The organism is Erwinia aphidicola (genome assembly GCF_024169515.1).
Classification (GTDB): domain Bacteria; phylum Pseudomonadota; class Gammaproteobacteria; order Enterobacterales; family Enterobacteriaceae; genus Erwinia; species Erwinia aphidicola.
Map to the genome: position 1 here is coordinate 458,765 of NZ_JAMKCQ010000001.1, position 19,168 is coordinate 477,932.

Sequence of the window (19,168 nt, forward strand, 5' to 3'; positions counted from 1 at the left end):
TGCCAACCCAATGCGACACTTTCTATAGCGAGGCTGAGCGCCACTGATGCAGGCATAAAAAACCGGCCGAAGCCGGTTCTTTCATTCAGTCATGTAGCACTGTAGGGTCATTCCCACTCGATCGTCGCCGGTGGCTTACCGGAGATATCGTAAACCACGCGCGAAATACCATCGACTTCATTGATGATGCGGTTGGAAACGCGGCCGAGGAAATCGTACGGCAGGTGTGCCCAGTGCGCGGTCATAAAGTCGATAGTCTCGACCGCACGCAGGGAAACCACCCAGTCGTACTTACGGCCATCGCCCATCACGCCGACGGAACGCACCGGCAGGAACACGGTGAACGCCTGGCTCACCTTGTTATACAGGTCAGCTTTATGCAGCTCTTCGATGAAGATAGCATCGGCGCGACGCAGCAGGTCGCAGTACTCTTTCTTCACTTCGCCCAGTACACGCACGCCGAGGCCCGGACCCGGGAACGGGTGACGGAACAGCATCGCGTGCGGCAGGCCGAGTTCCAGACCGATTTTACGCACTTCGTCTTTGAACAGCTCACGCAGCGGCTCAACCAGGCCCATCTTCATCTCTTTCGGCAGGCCACCCACGTTGTGGTGTGATTTGATCACGTGCGCTTTGCCGGTGGCAGACGCGGCGGATTCAATCACGTCCGGGTAGATGGTGCCCTGCGCCAGCCACTTCACGTCTTCCAGCTGCAGCGCCTGCTCGTCGAACACTTCAACGAACACGCGACCGATGATCTTACGTTTGGCTTCCGGCTCGGCTTCGCCCGCCAGCGCGTCGAGGAAGCGTTTTTCACCTTCCACATGGATAATGTTCAGACCGAAGTGGTCGCCAAACATCTCCATCACCTGCTCGGCTTCGTTCAGGCGCAGCAGGCCGTTATCGACAAATACGCAGGTCAGACGGTCGCCAATCGCGCGGTGCAGCAGCATCGCGGTCACGGAGGAGTCAACGCCGCCGGACAGGCCGAGGATCACTTTGTCGTTACCCACCTGCTCGCGCAGGCGTTCAACGGCATCTTCGATGATTTTAGCTGGGGTCCACAGCGCTTCACACTGGCAGATATCGCGCACGAAGCGCTCCAGCAGGCGCAGGCCCTGACGGGTGTGGGTCACTTCCGGGTGGAACTGCACGCCGTAGAAACGCTTCTCTTCGTTGGCCATAATGGCAAACGGGCAGCTATCGGTGCTGGCAACGGTGACGAAGTCAGACGGGATCGCCGTCACTTTGTCGCCGTGGCTCATCCACACGTCCAGCAGCGGCTTACCGCCAGCGCTGATGGCGTCTTCAATGTCGCGTGTCAGCGCGCTCTGGGTTCTTACTTCCACCTGCGCGTAACCAAATTCGCGCTCGCTGGAACCTTCCACTTTACCGCCCAGCTGCTGCGCCATGGTCTGCATGCCGTAGCACACCCCCAGCACCGGCACACCGGCGTTAAACACGTAGTCTGGCGCACGCGGGCTGCCATGCTCGGTGGTACTTTCCGGGCCGCCGGAGAGGATGATGCCGTTCGGGTTGAACCCGCGGATCTGCTCTTCGGTGACGTCCCACGCCCACAGTTCACAGTACACGCCCAGTTCACGCACGCGGCGCGCAACCAGCTGAGTATACTGTGAACCGAAATCGAGGATCAGTATGCGATGCTTATGAATATTTTCCGTCGTCATTGGGCTATTCCAGGGCGATGTAGTACAAATTCGGGATTAGGTTTATAACGCCCGGCTCTGAGCCGGGCGGGCAATACGGGGTTGTTATGAACCCATACGGTAGTTCGGGGACTCTTTGGTGATGGTCACGTCGTGAACGTGGCTCTCCTGAATCCCGGCACCGCTGATGCGAACGAATTCCGCTTTGGTGCGCAGGTCGTCGATAGTAGCACAGCCGGTCAGGCCCATACAGGAACGCAGGCCGCCCATTTGCTGATGCACGATAGCCTTCAGGAAGCCTTTGTAAGCCACGCGGCCTTCGATCCCTTCCGGCACCAGCTTGTCAGCGGCGTTATCGGTCTGGAAGTAGCGGTCTGAAGAGCCTTTAGACATGGCGCCCAGTGACCCCATGCCGCGATAGGACTTGAATGAACGGCCCTGGTACAGCTCGATTTCGCCCGGAGATTCGTCAGTACCGGCCAGCATTGAGCCCACCATCACCGCAGAAGCGCCGGCGGCGATAGCTTTGGCAATGTCGCCCGAGAAGCGGATACCGCCATCGGCGATTACCGGAATACCGGTGCCTTCCAGCGCAGCGACCGCGTCAGATACGGCGGTGATCTGCGGCACACCCACGCCGGTCACGATGCGGGTGGTACAGATTGAGCCAGGGCCGATACCGACTTTCACCGCGCTCACGCCCGCTTCCACCAGCGCCAGTGCGCCAGCGCCGGTTGCCACGTTACCGCCGACGATCTGCAGGTCAGGATATTTTTCACGGGTAGCACGAATACGCTGCAGCACGCCTTCGGAGTGGCCGTGAGAGGAGTCGATCAGCAGCACGTCAACACCGGCTGCGACCAGCGCATCCACGCGCTCTTCGTTACCGGCACCGGCACCGACGGCGGCACCGACGCGCAGGCGTCCGTGTTCGTCTTTACAGGCGTTCGGTTTACGTTCGGCTTTCTGGAAGTCTTTAACGGTGATCATGCCCAGCAGATGGAAGCTGTCATCCACCACCAGCGCTTTCTCGACGCGTTTTTCGTGCATTTTGTGCAGTACCACTTCGCGCGCTTCGCCCTCTTTCACCGTGACCAGGCGCTCTTTCGGCGTCATCACGGCAGAAACGGGCAGGCTCAGGTCGGTCACAAAGCGCACGTCACGGCCGGTGATAATCCCCACCAGTTCGTTATTGCCGTTCACTACCGGGTAGCCGGCAAAGCCGTTACGTTCGGTCAGCGCTTTCACTTCGCTCAGGGCAGTGGTAGGCAACACGGTCTGCGGGTCGGTGACCACGCCGCTTTCGTGTTTCTTCACCTTGCGCACTTCTTCAGCCTGGCGCTCGATAGACATGTTTTTGTGGATAAAGCCCAGACCACCTTCCTGCGCCAGTGCAATAGCCAGACCCGCTTCGGTCACGGTATCCATTGCAGCGGACAACATAGGAATGTTTAAACGGATAGTTTTGGTGAGCTGGGTGCTGAGGTCGGCCGTGTTTGGCAGTACAGTCGAGTGGGCAGGAACGAGCAGAACGTCGTCAAATGTCAGGGCTTCTTTAGCGATTCTTAGCATGGCAATATCTCAACCTCAGGGTGAATGAGAACTTGTAAAATATTGCCGCGGCATTATACAGGCCGTAATCGATTGCCTCCAGCATTATTTACCAAAAACTCTTGATCCCCTCAGTGAGCCATGTAGTATCGGTTAATTAACCCTCTGATTTAAAGTTTGATCTTCATCACATGTCGCTACCGCCAACCGCCAATATTTTTACCGTCAGCCGTCTGAACAGCACAGTGCGCAAGCTGCTGGAGATGGAAATGGGCCAGGTCTGGCTGAGCGCGGAGATCTCGAATTTCTCCCAGCCCTCTTCCGGTCACTGGTACTTCACTCTGAAGGATGATGGTGCCCAGGTGCGCTGCGCGATGTTTCGCAACAGCAACCGCCGCGTCACCTTCCGCCCACAAAACGGCCAGCAGATTCTGGTGCGTGCCACTATCACGCTGTATGAACCGCGCGGCGATTACCAGCTGATTGCCGAGAGCATGCAGCCGGCCGGCGATGGTCTGTTACAGCAGCAGTTCGAGCAGCTGAAGCAGCGCCTGATGGCCGAAGGTCTGTTTGAGCAGGGCCATAAGCAGCCACTGCCGGACCCGGCGCGTCAGGTTGGGGTCATCACCTCCGCCAGCGGTGCCGCGCTACACGACGTCCTGCGCGTGCTGCAGCGACGCGACCCGTCACTGCCGGTGGTCATCTACCCAACTCAGGTACAGGGCAGCGATGCCCCCTCAGGCATCGTCAGGGCGATTGAGCTGGCGAACGCGCGCAATGAGTGTGATGTATTAATTGTCGGGCGCGGCGGCGGCTCGCTGGAAGATCTGTGGAGCTTTAACGACGAACGCGTGGCGCGGGCGATTTTTGCCAGCCGCATTCCAGTCGTTAGCGCCGTCGGCCATGAAACCGACGTTACCATTGCCGATTTCGTCGCCGACCTGCGCGCGCCGACCCCTTCCGCCGCGGCGGAGCTGGTCAGCCGCAATCAGATTGAGCTGCTGCGCCAGCTGCAATCCCAGCAGCAGCGCATGGAAATGGCGATGGATTACTACCTTGCGCAGCAGCAGCGCACCTTCACGCGCCTGCAGCACCGCCTGCAGCAGCAGCACCCGCAGCTGCGCCTGGCACGCCAGCAGACGGCGCTGATGAAGCTGCAGCGCCGTCTGGACGACGCCGTGCAGCAGCGGCTGCGCCAGGCAACGCGCCAGCAGGAGCGGATCGGCCAGCGCCTGAACGCCATCCGCCCGGAGATGCGCATTGAGCGCGCCAGCCAGCAATTGCAGCAGTGGCACTACCGCCTGCAGCAGGCGATGCAGCAGCAGCTTAACGGCAACAAACAGCGCTTCGGCAACCTTGCCGCCCAGCTGGAGGGCGTCAGCCCGTTAGCGACGCTGGCACGCGGTTTCAGCGTCACCACCGCCGCCGACGGCCAGGTGATCAAAAAAACCAAACAGCTGCACCCCGGCGACACGCTGAAAACCCGTCTTGACGACGGCTGGGTGGAGAGTGAAGTGACCGCGATTACCCCGGTGAAAAAAACGCGCAGGCGCAGCGCCTGAAGCCAGGAGGGTTCTGCCCTCCTCTTCCCCCCATTTCCCCCATTCGGCCCACGCGAAACTATACTTGTCTGACATTCCTCGTTAAGCAAGGAGCCTGTTATGCCTTATGGTGTGATCCCCCCGTATATCCTGCGCAAGATTATTGACCACGGTTCTTCCCGCCAGCAGAGCTGCGCGCGTCAGACGTTGACCCACGTACAGACCCTGATGAATGAGAGCTGGCAGACGCCGCACTCAGCCACCACCGCCACGCCGGGCAGCGTACAGCGTGAAATCTACGATGCCGGGCAGACGCAGAGCCTGCCGGGCACGCTGGTGCGCAGTGCCAGCCAGCCCGCCGCTGGCGATGTGGCGGTGAACGAAGCCTGGGAATACCTCGGTATTACCTATGATTTTTTCTGGCACGCCTACCAGCGCAACTCCCTGGATAACAAGGGCCTGACGCTGCTTGGCACGGTCCACTACGGTAAGGATTACCAGAATGCCTTCTGGAACGGGCAGCAGATGGTGTTTGGTGACGGCGATGGCGAAATCTTTAACCGCTTTACCATCGCACTCGATGTGGTGGGCCACGAGCTGGCGCACGGCGTGACGGAAAACGAGGCCGGGCTGATCTATTTCGAACAGGCCGGGGCGCTCAACGAGTCGCTGTCCGATGTGTTCGGCGTGCTGGTCAAGCAGTATCACCTGCAACAGAGTGCCGACCAGGCCAACTGGCTGATTGGCGAGGGGCTGCTGGCGGAGGGGATTAAGGGGCGCGGCCTGCGCTCGATGTCCGAGCCGGGCACCGCCTACGACGATCCGCTGCTGGGTAAAGATCCCCAGCCCGGCCATATGCGCGATTACATTCAGACGCGCGACGATAACGGCGGCGTGCACCTTAATTCCGGCATCCCCAACCGCGCCTTCTACCTGGCCGCCGTGGCGTTGGGCGGCTTCGCGTGGGAGCTGGCGGGCTATGCCTGGTACGATACGGTCTGCGATAAAACGCTGCCGCAGAATGCCGATTTCAAAACCTTCGCGCAGTTCACTATTCGCCACGGCGAGAAACGCTTTAACCAGGCCACGGCGGCGGCGATTGAGGAGGCCTGGAAACAGGTGGGTGTGCTGACATGAAACAGCCAGAATTAAGCGATGACGCGATTATCGATGTGGCGCGTGAAGGGGGCTTTGCCATGATACCTAAGCTGGCTGAGCCACGCCGTTTTGCGCTGTCGCAGCTGGCGGCAGCGCAGAAAGAGCGGGTGTGCGAGGTGATGCGCCAGGCGCTTCCGCTGGGCGAACCGGAAGACCACCAGGCCGCGCTGGGGCGCGGCGACCAGCGCTATTTTCGTATTCAGATAAGCTACAGCACGCAGCAGTCCGCAGGCGCTATCGTGATACTGATCCCCGAACAGCTGGCGCCGCCGGAGCTGGAATCGCTGTGGCGCGATGGCTAACAGGCAAAAAAATACCCCTTCATCGCTGAAGGGGTATGCGTGACATCAGGTTAGCGGCCAGGCCGCTGCCATTAGTTGTCCAGTGCGTAAGCGATCACGTAATCACCACGGTCCGGCGACTGACGAGCGCCGCCTGCGGAGATCAGGATGTACTGCTTACCGGTTTTCGGTGATTTGTAGCTGATTGGGCCACCCTGGCTGCCCACTGGCAGACGGGCTTTCCACACTTCTTTACCGGTAGAGGTATCGAAGGCGCGCAGGTAGTAATCCTGAGTGCCTGCGATGAACACCAGGCCACCCTGGGTTGCCAGCGTGCCGCCCAGAGTCGGCATACCCACCGGCATTGGCGCACGCATTTTGATACCAAATGGACCGGTATCCTGCACGGTACCGACTGGCACCTGCCAGACGATTTTCTGCGTCTTCATGTCAATCGCCGACAGCGTACCGAACGGCGGCTTCTGGCAAGGGATGCCCAGCGGCGACATAAAGCGGTTTTTATTCACCGCGTACGGCGTGCCTTTCATCGGCACCAGGCCCATGCCGGTATTCACGGCTTCACCACCGTTACTGACCGCACCATCTTTCGCTGGCGCTGCTGGCACCATCTGCTGCCAGAGGCCCAGGCGCATATCGTTGACGAAGATCAGGTTATTGTTCGGGTCGGTCGACAGGCTGCCCCAGTTCATCCCGCCCAGAGAGCCAGGGAAGCTGAGTGACTTATCGGTACCCGGCGGCGTGTAGAGTCCGGAATAACGCATGGATTTGAAGCTGATACGGCAGGCCAGCTGATCAAACGGCGTGGCGCCCCACATATCCGACTCGGTCAGCGTTTCGTTGCCGATTTGCGGCATGCCTACTGAGCGCGGCTGGGTTTTAGCATACTGCTCGTTCGGGATGTTAGCCTGCGGAACCGGCTGTTCAACCACGTCAGTCAGCGGCTTGCCGGTTTGACGATCCAGCACGTAGATCTGACCAGACTTGGTGCCAATGACCACCGCTGGCGTGGTGCTGCCATCTTTATGCGGGAAGTTAATCAGGCTTGGCTGCATCGGCAGGTCGAAGTCCCACAGATCGTTATGCACGGTCTGATAAACCCACTTCTCTTTACCGGTGGTGGCGTCCACGGCCAGTACGGAGGCACCGTATTTGTGGTCCAGCTTGGTGCGATTGACGCCCCACAGGTCAACAGACGAGCTGCCCATCGGAATGAACACGGTGTTCATATCGGGATCGTAAGACATGGGTGCCCAGGAGTTAGGCGTGCTGCGGGTGAAGTGCTCGCCCGGCATCAGGATCGCATTCGGGTCGTCTTTGCCTGGGTCGAACGCCCAGCGCATTTTACCGGTGATGACGTCAAAGCCACGCATCACGCCGCCAGGCATATCGGTGCTAACGTTGTCCGCCACGCGGCCACCGACCACAACGGTGGTGCCGGCCAGCGTCGGTGCCGACGTCAGTACATAGCTCGGATCTTTGGCTTCGCCCATACCTTCCAGCAGGTTAACGCTGCCGTTGTTACCGAAGTCTGCACAGAACTTACCGGTATCAGCGTCTAAGGCAATCAGACGGCTGTCGATGGTGTTCATCAGAATACGGCGCTGACAGGCCGCACCGGCAGGCAGGTCGATTGCCGCCGGAGGAACAGATCCCGGTACTTTAGGCTGCGTCAGTGGCTGGGTAGCATCAAAGTAAGCCAGGCCACGGCAGCGCATCCAGACCGAGGATTTCGCATTGATGTCCGCTTTCCAGATCTGCTTGCCGCTGTCGGCTTCCACTGCAATCACATTGTTATGCGGAGTACAGAGGAACACGGTGTTGCCGACCTGCAGAGGTGTCTGCTGGTCTTCTGCGCCGTTACCGTCCGGGCTGAGTGGCGTATCGCCAGTGTGGAAAGTCCAGGCCACTTTCAGATCTTTCACGTTATCGCGGGTGATCTGGTCCAGCGCCACAAAGCGGCTGCCGCCCGGGGTGTTGCCGTAGTTATCCCAGTTTTTCTGCTCGGCGGATTTATCCACCGGAACCAGCGGCAGCTCCTGACCGTTTGCTGCCACGGTCGGATGCGGCTGGAACATGCCATATACAGTTGCCAGCAGGCCAACCACCATCACCGCGCTCAGGCCATAGGCCACTTTCGCCGCGGGTGCTTTACCCTCACGCTTGCGCAGTGCCGGGAAGGTGATCAGCGCCAGCAGGAACATGCCTGCCGGGAACATCAGGCGCGAAACCAGCTGCCAGAAGTCGAGACCGGCATCCTGCACTGCCCAGATCAGGGTACCGATAAATACCAGCGCAAAAATCAGTACCGCAGAAGATTTGCGGCGGAAGAACTGAACGGCGGAAATCACGATGAGGATGCCGGCAATAACGAAATACCAGCTACCACCAAGTGAGGCTAATTTCCCACCACCAATGACAAAGTAGAGGCCCGTTGCCAGCAAGATTAAGCCCAGCAAGAAGCACCACAAGCCCAGCCATTTAGATGACCCGGCAGTTGATTGAGGCATAGCAGAAATACTCCTGGAGAATAAGGCGCAGCAATGTTTAACGTCTTATTTTTATTAACATGTTTCACGGGATGGCCCGTCCTGCGTTTGTTGCTGGCGCTCGTCACTCACGGCAGGCATGGCTGAGCACCCGTAACAAACGGCAGGATTGTACCACCAGGTTCATAATACGATAAACAGAAAATTAACAAGCCGTCTATGTTTGATAACTATAGAAGGAAATTCGCACAGAATGATAAAGGTGATAGTTGCCGGGGTTTACGGAGTTCCGGCGGGCAGTAGCAGCAGCCGTCTCTTCGAGATCAGGCCGTGACCGTGCTGACAAAAATAGTCGACCGCGCCGCAGGCTTTCAGGACCTGTAATGGTTTCTGGCAGTCGGGGCAGCAGGCAATAGCGGGGATAGCGCGCTGGCAGCGATCGCAGTAAAACTGCTCAGCCATCGCGGTGAGTGGGTGCTGACAAACGGGGCAAGAAAGTGACATCGGCATCTCCTTTACTTAAGCGCGGCACCAAAAACAAAGGGTTGACCCCAAAAGCGGTCAACCCCTACTTTACACGCTGGCGAGGCTATCAGGCCCCCTTGCGGATCAACGTTTGTTCTTTTTGAGATGGCTCATTAAGCGTTGACGTTTACGCTGCTGGTTTGGCGTCAGCAGGTTGCGCTTACCTTCGTACGGGTTGTCACCCTCTTTGAACTGAATACGGATTGGCGTACCCATAATTTCCAGCGAGCGGCGGAAATAGTTCATCAGATAGCGCTTGTAGGAATCCGGCAGGTCTTTCACCTGGTTACCGTGGATCACCACAATCGGCGGGTTATAGCCTCCGGCGTGGGCATACTTCAGCTTCACGCGGCGGCTGCGCACCATCGGTGGCTGATGGTCGTCGGCCGCCATGTTCATGATGCGCGTCAGCATCGAGGTGTTCACGCGACGGGTAGAACAGTCGTAGGCTTCGGTCACGGATTCAAACAGGTTACCGACGCCGCTGCCGTGCAGGGCGGAGATAAAGTGAATGCGCGCGAAGTCGATAAAGCCCAGACGGTAGTCCAGCTGCTCTTTCACTTCGTCGCGGATCTCCTGTGACAGGCCATCCCACTTGTTAACCACGATAACCAGTGAGCGCCCACTATTCAGGATAAAGCCGAGCAGCGAGAGATCCTGATCGGAAATCCCCTCGTGAGCATCAATCACCAGCAGCACAACGTTGGCATCTTCAATCGCTTTCAGGGTTTTGATGACCGAGAACTTTTCTACGGTTTCGGTAATTTTCCCGCGCTTACGCACCCCGGCTGTGTCAATCAGGACATATTCACGTCCGTCACGCTCCATCGGAATGTAGATGCTGTCGCGGGTGGTGCCCGGCATGTCGTAAACCACCACGCGTTCTTCACCGAGGATACGGTTAGTGAGCGTTGACTTACCGACGTTCGGACGCCCGACGATAGCCAGCTTGATCGGCAGATCCAGCGGGTTAAAGTCATCTTCTTCATCTTCCGGCGTTTCGCCGTTAGCTTTGGCTTCTTTCGCCGCGAACTCTGCCCAGTAGGCTTCGTTCTCTTCTTCTTCGGTCAGTTCCGCCTCGGGCGCAACTTCGTCCATCCACGGCAGCAGCACCAGCTCCAGCAGGCTGGTAACACCGCGCCCGTGTGACGCGGCAATCGCGTGGATTTCACCCAGACCGAGCGACCAGAAGTCGGTGACGGCGGAATCCGCGTCCAGACCATCGGTTTTGTTCGCCACGATAAAGGTTGGCTTGTCGCGCGCGCGCAGGTGCTTGGCGATGGCGGTATCAGCAGGCATCAGCCCGGCACGCGCATCGACCATAAACAGAACCACGTCGGCTTCTTCAATCGCCAGCAGCGACTGTTCCGCCATGCGTGTTTCCACGCCCTCTTCGTTACCGTCGATACCGCCGGTATCGATACAGATAAACTCACGCCCTTCAATTTCAGCGCGACCATATTTGCGGTCTCGAGTAAGCCCAGGAAAATCCGCCACCAGCGCATCTCGCGTGCGCGTTAAACGGTTAAACAGGGTGGATTTTCCCACATTGGGACGCCCGACAAGCGCGACCACAGGTACCATAGTGAAGCCTCATAACTAAAAAATAAGCGCCTGGCTGCGATTTTATTCGCGCTGCAGGCAGATAAACTGCCGCTCTACTCAGGCCGATGGCGCCTAGAATAACACGCCTTGGATAAAACAAAACGGCCCCTTGTGATCAAGGAGCCGTATTTACCCTGACTACGGGTAGCAGATCGCAGCAGATTAACGCGTAATCGCGTAAACCTCACCGTCTTTGGACTGGATCAGCAGCTTGTCGCTGGCCACCACTGGCTCAGTCTGGAAGCCGGAGCTGTCCAGTTTCTGCTGCGCCACAAAGCGGCCATCGTCGGTGTTAAGCCAGTGCAGGTAACCTTCCGCATCACCCACCACCAGGTAGCCGTTGTACAGCACCGGGGAGGTCAGGTTACGGTGCAGCAGATCGCTCTGGCGCCAGAGGGTTACGCCACCGTCGGTGTTCAGGGCGATCACGCGGTCATCCTGATCCACCAGATAGATGCGGCCACCGTCAACGATCATATCGTGTACCGAGCCGATTTCGCGCTTCCACATGATCTGGCCGGAACGCAGATCCAGCGCCGTCAGGTTACCGTTGTAGGCCAGGGCATACACCACGCCATTGACGATAACCGGGGTGGTATCGACATCGGCCAGGCGGTCGATTTCGGTCGCGCCGCTTGGCTGGGAAATACGCTGCTGCCAGATAATCTGGCCCTGGTTGAGGATCACGGCGCTCACGCGGCCGTTATCACCACCCACTATGGCGGCGCCGAATGCGGTCGATGGCGCAGACTCACCGCGCAGGCTCAGGGCCGGCACGTCGAGGTTAACGGTCCATTTTACGCTGCCGCTGGTTTGATCAAGACCCTGCAACATGCCGTTGCTGGTGTGAACCAGCACCAGGCCATCGCTGACCACCGGGCGGGATAACACTTCACCGGCCGCTTTGGTCTGCCACGCCACGGAGCCATCGCTGGTGTTCAGGGCATAAACCTGGCCGCGCTCGCTGCCCACGTAGACGTGGCCCGCATCAACGGTCAGGCCGCCAGAGAGCAGCGCCGGGATATTGCTGGAGAAGAAACCGGTTTTTTCTGCCAGGTCCACTTTCCACTGTTCTTTGCCGTCGCCGGAGTTCAGCGCCTTGACGATGCCATGACGGTCAGCCGCATACACGGTATTTTCCGCCCAGGCCGGGTGCAGGTTAGAGTAGAAATCCCCCACTCCGTTGCCCACCGAGGTGCTCCAGACTTTTTCCGGCTCGAACTGATTCTGAACGGTTGGCAGCGGCGACATTTTAACCACGTCTTCTTCACCGCTAAACCATGAACATCCGCTAAGTAAGGTGACTGACATCAGTCCCGGCAGAAGTAACTTACGCAATTCCATGAAATCCCTCTTGTGCCTTGAAGGCCAAATGTACAAGGAGCTATTTAGCCCGGCAGATTATTCACTTTCATTTGCAGCATCTCTTTCAGCGTCGAAGAGGCGTCAGAATCAATGCCTTTAGTCCACGCATCGCGTGCACCCTTCGCGTCGCCTTTGCTGAGCAGTGCTTCACCGCGCACGTCAGCCACGATCGCTGTCCAGCCGTCGCCTTTCACGCTTTCCAGCGTTTTCAGCACTTCATCCGGCTGCTTCTGCTGCAGCTGAATGCGCGCCAGGCGCAGATTCAGTACCGCCTGCAGATTCGCATCTTTGGTATCTTTCAAACCGCTTTGCAGCTGGGCTGCGGCTTTGTCGAGCTGGTTAGCATCAACATAGCGTTTCGCCAGGTCGAGAGAAGCCAGCGCGCCATAAGTATTGCTGTTATCGCTGGCGAATTTCGCTGCGGCCTCCAGCGTGGCGGGTTTGCTGGCATCCAGTGCCGAGGTCACCTGCTGATAGGCCGCAGAGGTTTCACGTGAACCGCTGTCCTGATGGCTGCTCCAGTAACGCCAGCCGACCAGTGCGCCCACGCCCAGCACCACGCCAACTACCAGCGCTTTGCCGTTCTGTGCGAAGAAGTTCTTCAGCGCATCTACCTGCTCGTTTTCGTTGCTATATACTTCCACGCAATCCTACTCCTTTAAATCGTGCCGTCAGGGCTTAGCGCTGTAACATCGAGGCCAGCGTGGATGCAGCATCACACTGCGCCAGCGTCTGCTGCTCGCCGTTACGTAAATCTTTGATGACCAGCTGGCCGTTAGCCACTTCGTCTTCGCCGAGTACCAGTGCAATGCGGGCGCCCCACTTATCTGCCCGGGCAAACTGCTTCTTGAAGTTACCGCCGCCAAAGTTCGTCATCAGCTTCAGCTCTGGCAGCGCATCACGCAGCTGTTCAGCCAGCAGCATCGCCGCACTCTGCACGCCCTGACCTGAAGCGATAACATAGACATCAACAATGCGCGTCGGTTCAAATTCCGGGTTAACGGCCTGCACCAGCAGAACCAGGCGCTCCAGGCCCATGGCAAAGCCCACGGCCGGCGTGGCACGTCCACCCAGCTGTTCTACCAGACCATCGTAGCGGCCACCGGCACAGACCGTGCCCTGCGCGCCGAGGCTGCTGGTGACCCACTCAAACACGGTACGGTTATAGTAATCGAGGCCGCGCACCAGGCGCTGGTTCACGCTGTAGGCAATGCCCGCCGCATCCAGCAGGCTGCACAGCCCGGTGAAATGCGCGCGCGACTCTTCATCCAGATAATCGCCCAGCGTTGGCGCATCGTTCAGCAGCGCCTGCACGTCCGGATTTTTGCTGTCCAGCACGCGCAGCGGATTGCTGTACATGCGGCGCTTGCAGTCTTCGTCCAGCACCTCTACGTGCTGCTCCAGGAAGGCCACCAGCGCATCGCGATAGTTGGCGCGGGCTTCCAGCGAACCGATAGAGTTCAGCTCCAGGCGCACGTGCTCAGCGATGCCCAGCGCTTTCCACCAGCGGGCGGTCATCATGATCAGCTCAGCGTCAATGTCCGGGCCTTGCAGGCCAAACACTTCGGCACCAATCTGGTGGAACTGGCGGTAGCGGCCTTTCTGCGGGCGCTCGTAGCGGAACATCGGGCCGATGTACCACAGACGCTGTTCCTGATTGTACAGCAGACCGTGTTCAATGCCGGCGCGCACGCAGCCTGCGGTCCCTTCCGGGCGCAGCGTCAGGCTTTCGCCGTTGCGGTCGTCAAAGGTATACATCTCTTTTTCAACCACGTCGGTCACTTCACCGATAGCGCGCTTGAATAACGGGGTCTGCTCTACAATCGGCAAGCGGATTTCGCTAAAGCCGTAGCTGCCCAGAACCTGCTTGAGGATCTGTTCAATACGCTGCCACACCACGGTATCAGCCGGTAAATAGTCGTTCATGCCACGAATGGCCTGGATATTCTTCGCCACTGCTTTCTCTCATCAATTTCATTCAGCCGGGGACGACCGTATCAAAAGGCCGTCCCCTGCCAGATTATTTTTCGACCTGCTGGATGGTGATCCGGCGCGATTCGTCCAGCATGGTGGCTTTAGCACGAATGCGCGCTTCCAGCTGGTCAATCATATTGTCGTTATCAAGACGCTCGCGCAGACGCACGCCATCTTCGTAGAAACCGCTTTTCTTGTTGCCGCCGGTGACGCCCATGGTCGATACCGTGGCTTCACCCGGGCCGTTAACCACGCAGCCGATAATCGAAATATCCATCGGCGTAATGATATCTTCCAGCCGCTCTTCCAGCGCATTCACCGTGCCGATCACATCAAACTCCTGACGGGAACAGGTCGGGCAGGCGATAAAGTTGATGCCGCGGGAGCGGATGCGCAGTGATTTCAGGATATCGAAACCGACTTTCACTTCTTCTACCGGGTCCGCCGCCAGCGAGATACGCAGCGTATCGCCGATCCCCTCAGAGAGCAGCAGGCCAAGGCCAATGGCGGACTTCACCGCACCGGCGCGGGCGCCACCGGCTTCGGTGATCCCGAGGTGCAGCGGCTGATCGATCTGCTTTGCCAGCAGGCGATACGACTCAACGGCAAGAAACACATCCGAGGCCTTCACGCTGACTTTGAACATGTCAAAGTTCAGACGATCGAGGATATCCACGTGACGCATCGCCGATTCCAGCAGCGCTTGCGGATTCGGCTCACCGTATTTTTCCTGCAGATCCTTTTCCAGCGATCCGCCGTTCACCCCGATACGGATCGGAATGTTGTAGTGGCGTGCGCAGTCGACCACCGAGCGGATGCGCTCTTCATTGCCGATATTGCCCGGGTTAATACGCAGGCAGTCGACGCCATATTCGGCGACTTTCAGGGCAATGCGGTAGTCGAAGTGGATATCAGCAACCAGCGGGACGTTAACCTGCTGTTTGATCAGGCGGAAGGCTTCGGCGGCATCCATGGTTGGCACGGAAACGCGCACGATATCAACGCCAACGCGCTCAAGTGCTTTGATCTGGGCGACCGTAGCAGCGACGTCAGTGGTTCGGGTATTGGTCATGGACTGAACGGCGATGGGGGCACCGTCGCCCACAGGCACCTTGCCGACGTAAATACGTTTAGATTTGCGACGGGTAATGGGTGCTTCGTTATGCATATTCTTTCTCCACAATTACTCGCGACCAGAAAAAGATGCGTTATTGCGCACCTAAAGTCAGGCGAGCAACCTGGTTAGTACGGATAAAACGACTCAGATCAACAGGCTTACCCTGATACTCGATCTGTACTGCGGCCGGGGCACCAATTTTCAGGCGATAAGGAGCCGTACCGGCGAGGCTCAGTTTACCACCGCTACGCTGAATGCCGCTGAACAGTTTTTTACCGGCAGCATCGGTCACTTCCAGCCAGCAATCGCTGGAGAAGTTCATGATAACCGCATTCGGATCGGCAGCAGGCTGGCTGACGCCGGCGCTGCTGGTCGGTAGCTGACCGTTGGCAGCGTTATCAACCGGTGCCTGCGCGGGAGATACCACCGCAGGCTGCGAGTTCGCCGCCTGGGTGTCCGCTGCCGGTGCCTGAGCACTGGCAGCCGGCGCGTTAGCTGCTGGCGTGCTGCTATCCGCAGGAGCCTGGCTTGGTGCCATATCCATCGGCACCGACTGGCCGCTGGTATCAGCACTGCTGCTGGCATTGCCGTCAGTCAACGGAATAGACTGCCCGTTGCCGCTATCCCCTTCCGCAGACGCATTCTGATCGGCCATCGAGACCAGATCGTCCTGAGCGGCTTTATGATTCTGCCACCACCAGGCACCCGTCAGGCCCACCACCACAAACAGCACCAGCCAGGTGAAGATCATCAACCAGCCATCACGCTTTTTGCGGCGTTTGCCGAGGGAGAAGCTTTGCATCGGTTCAACTTTTGCGGCTCTGACCGGGGCTTGTTTAGCCATCATCGGCAGCAGTTCTTCTTCCGGCACGCGAACCAGACGTGCGTAAGAACGGATATAACCCCGCAGGAAGGTCGATGCCAGATCGGCAGGCGACTTGTCCTCTTCAATATCGCGGACGGTGGAAAGTTTCAGGCAGAGGCGCTCAGCAACGTTCTGCTGAGTCAGGCCCATCTGTTCACGGGCGCTGCGCAGGCGCTCGCCTGTTGAATTTACGTTGGATTTGTCTTCAGTGGCTTCAGTATTCATTAGCTAAAAAATGCTGGTGCTGTATCGATTGTGGAAAAATTTGCGCAAGTTGCGCCCCATAACGCTGTACATCATCGGGCTGGTTGGCCTGCGCGGCGAAGCGAATCTCTAACCACAGACTTTCCGCAGAAACAGGAAAGTTGCGTTGATAAACATCTAACAGGAGCCGCGAGTCTGCGCGTCTCCCCTTTCCAAATCGCCTTTCGGCTTCTGCCAGCATAGGCATTCCCTTAGCAGGATCGGTCTGCACCGCATCCGCCAGCGCATAACGCGCTTTCTCTTGCTGCCCGGCATTCAAAAAACAGTAGCCCGAGTTTTCCAGCGTATCGGCACGAAGTCCGTCTGCTGAATCTGCAATGGCCCTGCTGAACTGCCGTTGTGCCGCATCATACTGCCCTAAACCGCAGAGAAACGCACCGTAATTATTAAGCACATAGCCGTTTTGCGGTGCAAGTTTCAGCGCGCGGCGATAATGCTGCTGCGCCTGGCTCTGCTCCCCCATCTGCTGCTGATAACGCGCCATTGCCAGCTGGGTTCGGTAATCTTTTGGCGCCAATGCCAGCGCCCGCTGCACATTGCGGCGAGCCGCTTCATTATCACCCCGCAGCAGATAGGCCAGGCCTAGCTGTATGCGCGTCTCTACCAGTGCTTTACGCTGCGGTGAAGTTTGGCACCCCACCAGCAGCGACAGCGCTAAACCAACGATTAAACCTGCCCGCATCCCTGTTTCTCCCGGTATCCATTCGCGGCTTATGCTACGCCAATGTTTACAGAGTCAACACGCTGCAGGGCAGGAAAACACCGGGTTTCAGATCGCCTTCACAGAGATGGCTTCACCGGCCATTTTCTTTTTCAGCGTGCGCTTGGTGCGGTCGATCACTTCCCCGGCCAGCTGGCCGCAGGCGGCATCGATATCATCGCCGCGGGTCTTACGCACAATAGTAGTAAAACCGTAATCCATCAACACTTTAGAGAAGCGATCGATGCGACTGTTCGAACTACGACCATAGGGTGCGCTTGGGAAGGGGTTCCATGGGATCAGGTTGATCTTACAGGGTGTATTTTTCAGCAGCGCGGCCAGTTCATGAGCGTTATCCGTGCTGTCATTGATGTGGTCAAGCATCACGTACTCAATGGTCACACGCCCCTGGTTGGCATTTGACTTGCCAATGTAGCGGCTGACCGCGGCCAGGAAGGTCTCAATATTGTACTTTTTATTGATTGGCACAATTTCGTCACGAATTGTGTCATTTGGCGCGTGCAGTGAAATCGCCAGCGCCACGTCAATCATATCGCCGAGTTTATCCAGCGCCGGAACCACACCGGAGGTGGAGAGGGTTACGCGGCGTTTCGACAGGCCAAAACCGAAATCGTCCAGCATAATTTCCATCGCCGGAACCACGTTGTTCAGGTTCAGCAGCGGCTCGCCCATCCCCATCATCACCACGTTGGTGATCGGGCGCTGGCCGGTAACTTTGGCCGCGCCGATAATCTTCGCCGCGCGCCACACCTGACCGATAATTTCCGATACGCGCAGGTTGCGGTTAAAGCCCTGCTGCGCGGTGGAACAGAATTTGCACTCCAGCGCACAGCCCACCTGGGAAGAGACACACAGGGTGGCGCGATCTTTTTCTGGAATATAGACAGTTTCAACCTGCTGGCCGCCGACCTGGATAGCCCACTTGATGGTGCCATCGGAGGAGCGCTGCTCTTCAGCCACTTCCGGCGCGCGGATTTCCGCGACTTCCTTCAGCCGGTTACGGAAGACCTTGTTGATGTCGGTCATCTCGTCGAAGTCATCACAGCAGTAGTGATAGATCCACTTCATCACCTGATCGGCACGAAACGGTTTTTCACCCATGCTGGCAAAAAACTCACGCATCTGCTGACGATTAAGATCGAGCAGGTTAATTTTCTCTTTTTTTGGCGTTACGACGGCAGGTGAAGCGGACGACGGAGTCACAATAAGTTCGGACATAATATTCTCTGGCCTCGTTGTTACACGTTATGGCGCTGGGTTTGAAGTGAATAAAATAGAAGCGCCCCGGAGAGCGAACTCCCGGGGCGCATTATTGTACTCATGACCTTCACAGGGTTAAAGCACTATAGCGAATTAATTTGTAAACCCTGCTGCAGGCCAGGCAGCCGAATTAACGGGTGCGCGGGCACACTTCGTTTTCGCCGAAGAAGTAAGCGATTTCACGGGCAGCAGATTCAGCAGAATCTGAACCGTGGGTCGCGTTCTCGGTGAAGCTGTCCGCGTAGTCTGCACGCAGGGTACCAGCCAGTGCGTTAGCTGGGTTAGTTGCGCCCATCAGGTCACGGTGACGCTGTACGGCATTTTCGCCTTCCAGTACAGAAACCACTACCGGACCAGAGGTCATGAATTCAACCAGACCATCGAAGAATGGCTTACCCTGGTGCTCAGCGTAGAAACCTTCAGCCTGCTCTTTGCTCAGGTGCAGCATTTTGCTGCCAACGATTTTGAAGCCAGCGCTTTCAAAACGGTTGAAGATTGCGCCGATCACGTTTTTTGCCACAGCGTTAGGTTTTACGATGGAGAATGTACGCTCAATAGTCATGTTGACCCCTGTCTTATCTTTCGAGTGTAGCCGCGAAAACGGTGTTCCCGGCCGGGAAAATGGCCGCAGATTATAGGGGGCATCGCGATGGATGCCTATCGGAGATTCAATAATTTATTGAAAAACTCGACCACCCTCGCGGGAATTTTGCCCCAGCTGGCGCTATTTTACGCAGCGCGGCGGATGATGACCATGATTGCGGCCA

General features: G+C 57.8%; 16 protein-coding genes. 3 read left to right on the forward strand and 13 right to left on the reverse strand.

The genetic code is table 11. The features are described 5' to 3' along the window. Nucleotides 1-107: 107 nt before the first annotated feature. Together guaA and guaB are read right to left on the reverse strand one after the other, a co-directional pair. A complete protein-coding gene (guaA, locus tag J2Y91_RS01970) occupies nucleotides 108-1,688 on the reverse strand; it encodes a glutamine-hydrolyzing GMP synthase (protein WP_048915187.1) in 1,581 nt (526 codons plus the stop codon). 84 nt (nucleotides 1,689-1,772) lie between these two features. After that, nucleotides 1,773-3,239 (reverse strand): IMP dehydrogenase, encoded by a 1,467-nt coding sequence (gene guaB, locus J2Y91_RS01975; protein WP_048915186.1) that lies wholly within the window; start codon nucleotides 3,237-3,239, stop codon nucleotides 1,773-1,775. 170 nt (nucleotides 3,240-3,409) lie between these two features. Here guaB and xseA point away from each other — a divergent pair, with 170 nt between their 5' ends. The 3 genes from xseA (at nucleotide 3,410) to J2Y91_RS01990 (ending at nucleotide 6,219) form a co-directional block, all read left to right on the forward strand. Beyond that, entirely contained in the window at nucleotides 3,410-4,780 is a 1,371-nt protein-coding gene (gene xseA, locus J2Y91_RS01980) for an exodeoxyribonuclease VII large subunit (protein ID WP_133623071.1), read from the forward strand. A gap of 99 nt (nucleotides 4,781-4,879) precedes the next feature. Continuing rightward, a complete protein-coding gene (locus tag J2Y91_RS01985; protein ID WP_133623070.1) occupies nucleotides 4,880-5,896 on the forward strand; it encodes a M4 family metallopeptidase in 1,017 nt (338 codons plus the stop codon). After that, the gene (locus tag J2Y91_RS01990; protein ID WP_133623069.1) at nucleotides 5,893-6,219 is read left to right on the forward strand and encodes a protealysin inhibitor emfourin; all 327 of its coding nucleotides are present in this window, start codon (nucleotides 5,893-5,895) and stop codon (nucleotides 6,217-6,219) included. Before J2Y91_RS01985 ends, J2Y91_RS01990 begins: the two co-directional genes overlap by 4 nt. 71 nt (nucleotides 6,220-6,290) lie before the next feature. Here the strand turns inward: J2Y91_RS01990 and J2Y91_RS01995 are convergent, their stop codons facing one another. From J2Y91_RS01995 to ndk, 11 genes are all read right to left on the reverse strand, one after another. Beyond that, the gene (locus tag J2Y91_RS01995) at nucleotides 6,291-8,726 is read right to left on the reverse strand and encodes a glucose/quinate/shikimate family membrane-bound PQQ-dependent dehydrogenase (protein WP_253536918.1); all 2,436 of its coding nucleotides are present in this window, start codon (nucleotides 8,724-8,726) and stop codon (nucleotides 6,291-6,293) included. A gap of 258 nt (nucleotides 8,727-8,984) precedes the next feature. Beyond that, nucleotides 8,985-9,209, reverse strand: a complete 225-nt coding sequence (locus J2Y91_RS02000) for a zinc ribbon domain-containing protein (protein ID WP_253536921.1) — start codon at nucleotides 9,207-9,209, stop codon at nucleotides 8,985-8,987. A gap of 105 nt (nucleotides 9,210-9,314) precedes the next feature. Further along, nucleotides 9,315-10,814, reverse strand: coding sequence for a ribosome biogenesis GTPase Der (gene der / locus J2Y91_RS02005; protein ID WP_253536924.1), 1,500 nt, complete (start codon nucleotides 10,812-10,814; stop codon nucleotides 9,315-9,317). 183 nt (nucleotides 10,815-10,997) lie between these two features. Further along, nucleotides 10,998-12,179: an outer membrane protein assembly factor BamB gene (bamB, locus tag J2Y91_RS02010; protein WP_253536926.1), complete on the reverse strand. Its 1,182-nt coding sequence runs from the start codon at nucleotides 12,177-12,179 to the stop codon at nucleotides 10,998-11,000. A 44-nt stretch (nucleotides 12,180-12,223) separates the two neighbouring features. Then, complete coding sequence (locus tag J2Y91_RS02015; protein ID WP_253536929.1) at nucleotides 12,224-12,844, reverse strand: YfgM family protein; 621 nt, start codon at nucleotides 12,842-12,844, stop codon at nucleotides 12,224-12,226. Nucleotides 12,845-12,878: 34 nt separating this feature from the next. Continuing rightward, nucleotides 12,879-14,156, reverse strand: a complete 1,278-nt coding sequence (hisS, locus tag J2Y91_RS02020) for a histidine--tRNA ligase (protein ID WP_253536932.1) — start codon at nucleotides 14,154-14,156, stop codon at nucleotides 12,879-12,881. A gap of 64 nt (nucleotides 14,157-14,220) precedes the next feature. After that, nucleotides 14,221-15,342 carry a flavodoxin-dependent (E)-4-hydroxy-3-methylbut-2-enyl-diphosphate synthase gene (ispG, locus tag J2Y91_RS02025; RefSeq protein WP_048915176.1) on the reverse strand — a complete coding sequence of 374 codons (1,122 nt, stop codon included), beginning with the start codon at nucleotides 15,340-15,342 and terminating at the stop codon, nucleotides 14,221-14,223. A gap of 40 nt (nucleotides 15,343-15,382) precedes the next feature. Beyond that, nucleotides 15,383-16,381 (reverse strand): cytoskeleton protein RodZ, encoded by a 999-nt coding sequence (gene rodZ / locus J2Y91_RS02030; RefSeq protein WP_253536935.1) that lies wholly within the window; start codon nucleotides 16,379-16,381, stop codon nucleotides 15,383-15,385. Further along, on the reverse strand, nucleotides 16,371-17,102 hold the full coding sequence (gene pilW / locus J2Y91_RS02035) for a type IV pilus biogenesis/stability protein PilW (RefSeq protein ID WP_253536938.1): 732 nt from the start codon (nucleotides 17,100-17,102) through the stop codon (nucleotides 16,371-16,373). The genes rodZ and pilW overlap by 11 nt, the downstream gene beginning before the upstream one ends. An 87-nt stretch (nucleotides 17,103-17,189) precedes the next feature. Then, entirely contained in the window at nucleotides 17,190-18,359 is a 1,170-nt protein-coding gene (rlmN, locus tag J2Y91_RS02040) for a dual-specificity RNA methyltransferase RlmN (protein WP_048915173.1), read from the reverse strand. Between the two features lie 172 nt (nucleotides 18,360-18,531). Continuing rightward, nucleotides 18,532-18,963 carry a nucleoside-diphosphate kinase gene (gene ndk, locus J2Y91_RS02045; protein WP_048915172.1) on the reverse strand — a complete coding sequence of 144 codons (432 nt, stop codon included), beginning with the start codon at nucleotides 18,961-18,963 and terminating at the stop codon, nucleotides 18,532-18,534. Between the last annotated feature and the right edge of the window lie 205 nt (nucleotides 18,964-19,168).

Coding starts and splice junctions, on each gene's coding strand:
- guaA (WP_048915187.1), bottom strand. CDS start 1,688: ATGACGACGGAAAATATTCATAAGCATCGCATACTGATCCTCGATTTC.
- guaB (WP_048915186.1), bottom strand. CDS start 3,239: ATGCTAAGAATCGCTAAAGAAGCCCTGACATTTGACGACGTTCTGCTC.
- xseA (WP_133623071.1), top strand. CDS start 3,410: ATGTCGCTACCGCCAACCGCCAATATTTTTACCGTCAGCCGTCTGAAC.
- J2Y91_RS01985 (WP_133623070.1), top strand. CDS start 4,880: ATGCCTTATGGTGTGATCCCCCCGTATATCCTGCGCAAGATTATTGAC.
- J2Y91_RS01990 (WP_133623069.1), top strand. CDS start 5,893: ATGAAACAGCCAGAATTAAGCGATGACGCGATTATCGATGTGGCGCGT.
- J2Y91_RS01995 (WP_253536918.1), bottom strand. CDS start 8,726: ATGCCTCAATCAACTGCCGGGTCATCTAAATGGCTGGGCTTGTGGTGC.
- J2Y91_RS02000 (WP_253536921.1), bottom strand. CDS start 9,209: ATGTCACTTTCTTGCCCCGTTTGTCAGCACCCACTCACCGCGATGGCT.
- der (WP_253536924.1), bottom strand. CDS start 10,814: ATGGTACCTGTGGTCGCGCTTGTCGGGCGTCCCAATGTGGGAAAATCC.
- bamB (WP_253536926.1), bottom strand. CDS start 12,179: ATGGAATTGCGTAAGTTACTTCTGCCGGGACTGATGTCAGTCACCTTA.
- ispG (WP_048915176.1), bottom strand. CDS start 15,342: ATGCATAACGAAGCACCCATTACCCGTCGCAAATCTAAACGTATTTAC.
- rodZ (WP_253536935.1), bottom strand. CDS start 16,381: ATGAATACTGAAGCCACTGAAGACAAATCCAACGTAAATTCAACAGGC.
- pilW (WP_253536938.1), bottom strand. CDS start 17,102: ATGCGGGCAGGTTTAATCGTTGGTTTAGCGCTGTCGCTGCTGGTGGGG.
- rlmN (WP_048915173.1), bottom strand. CDS start 18,359: ATGTCCGAACTTATTGTGACTCCGTCGTCCGCTTCACCTGCCGTCGTA.
- ndk (WP_048915172.1), bottom strand. CDS start 18,963: ATGACTATTGAGCGTACATTCTCCATCGTAAAACCTAACGCTGTGGCA.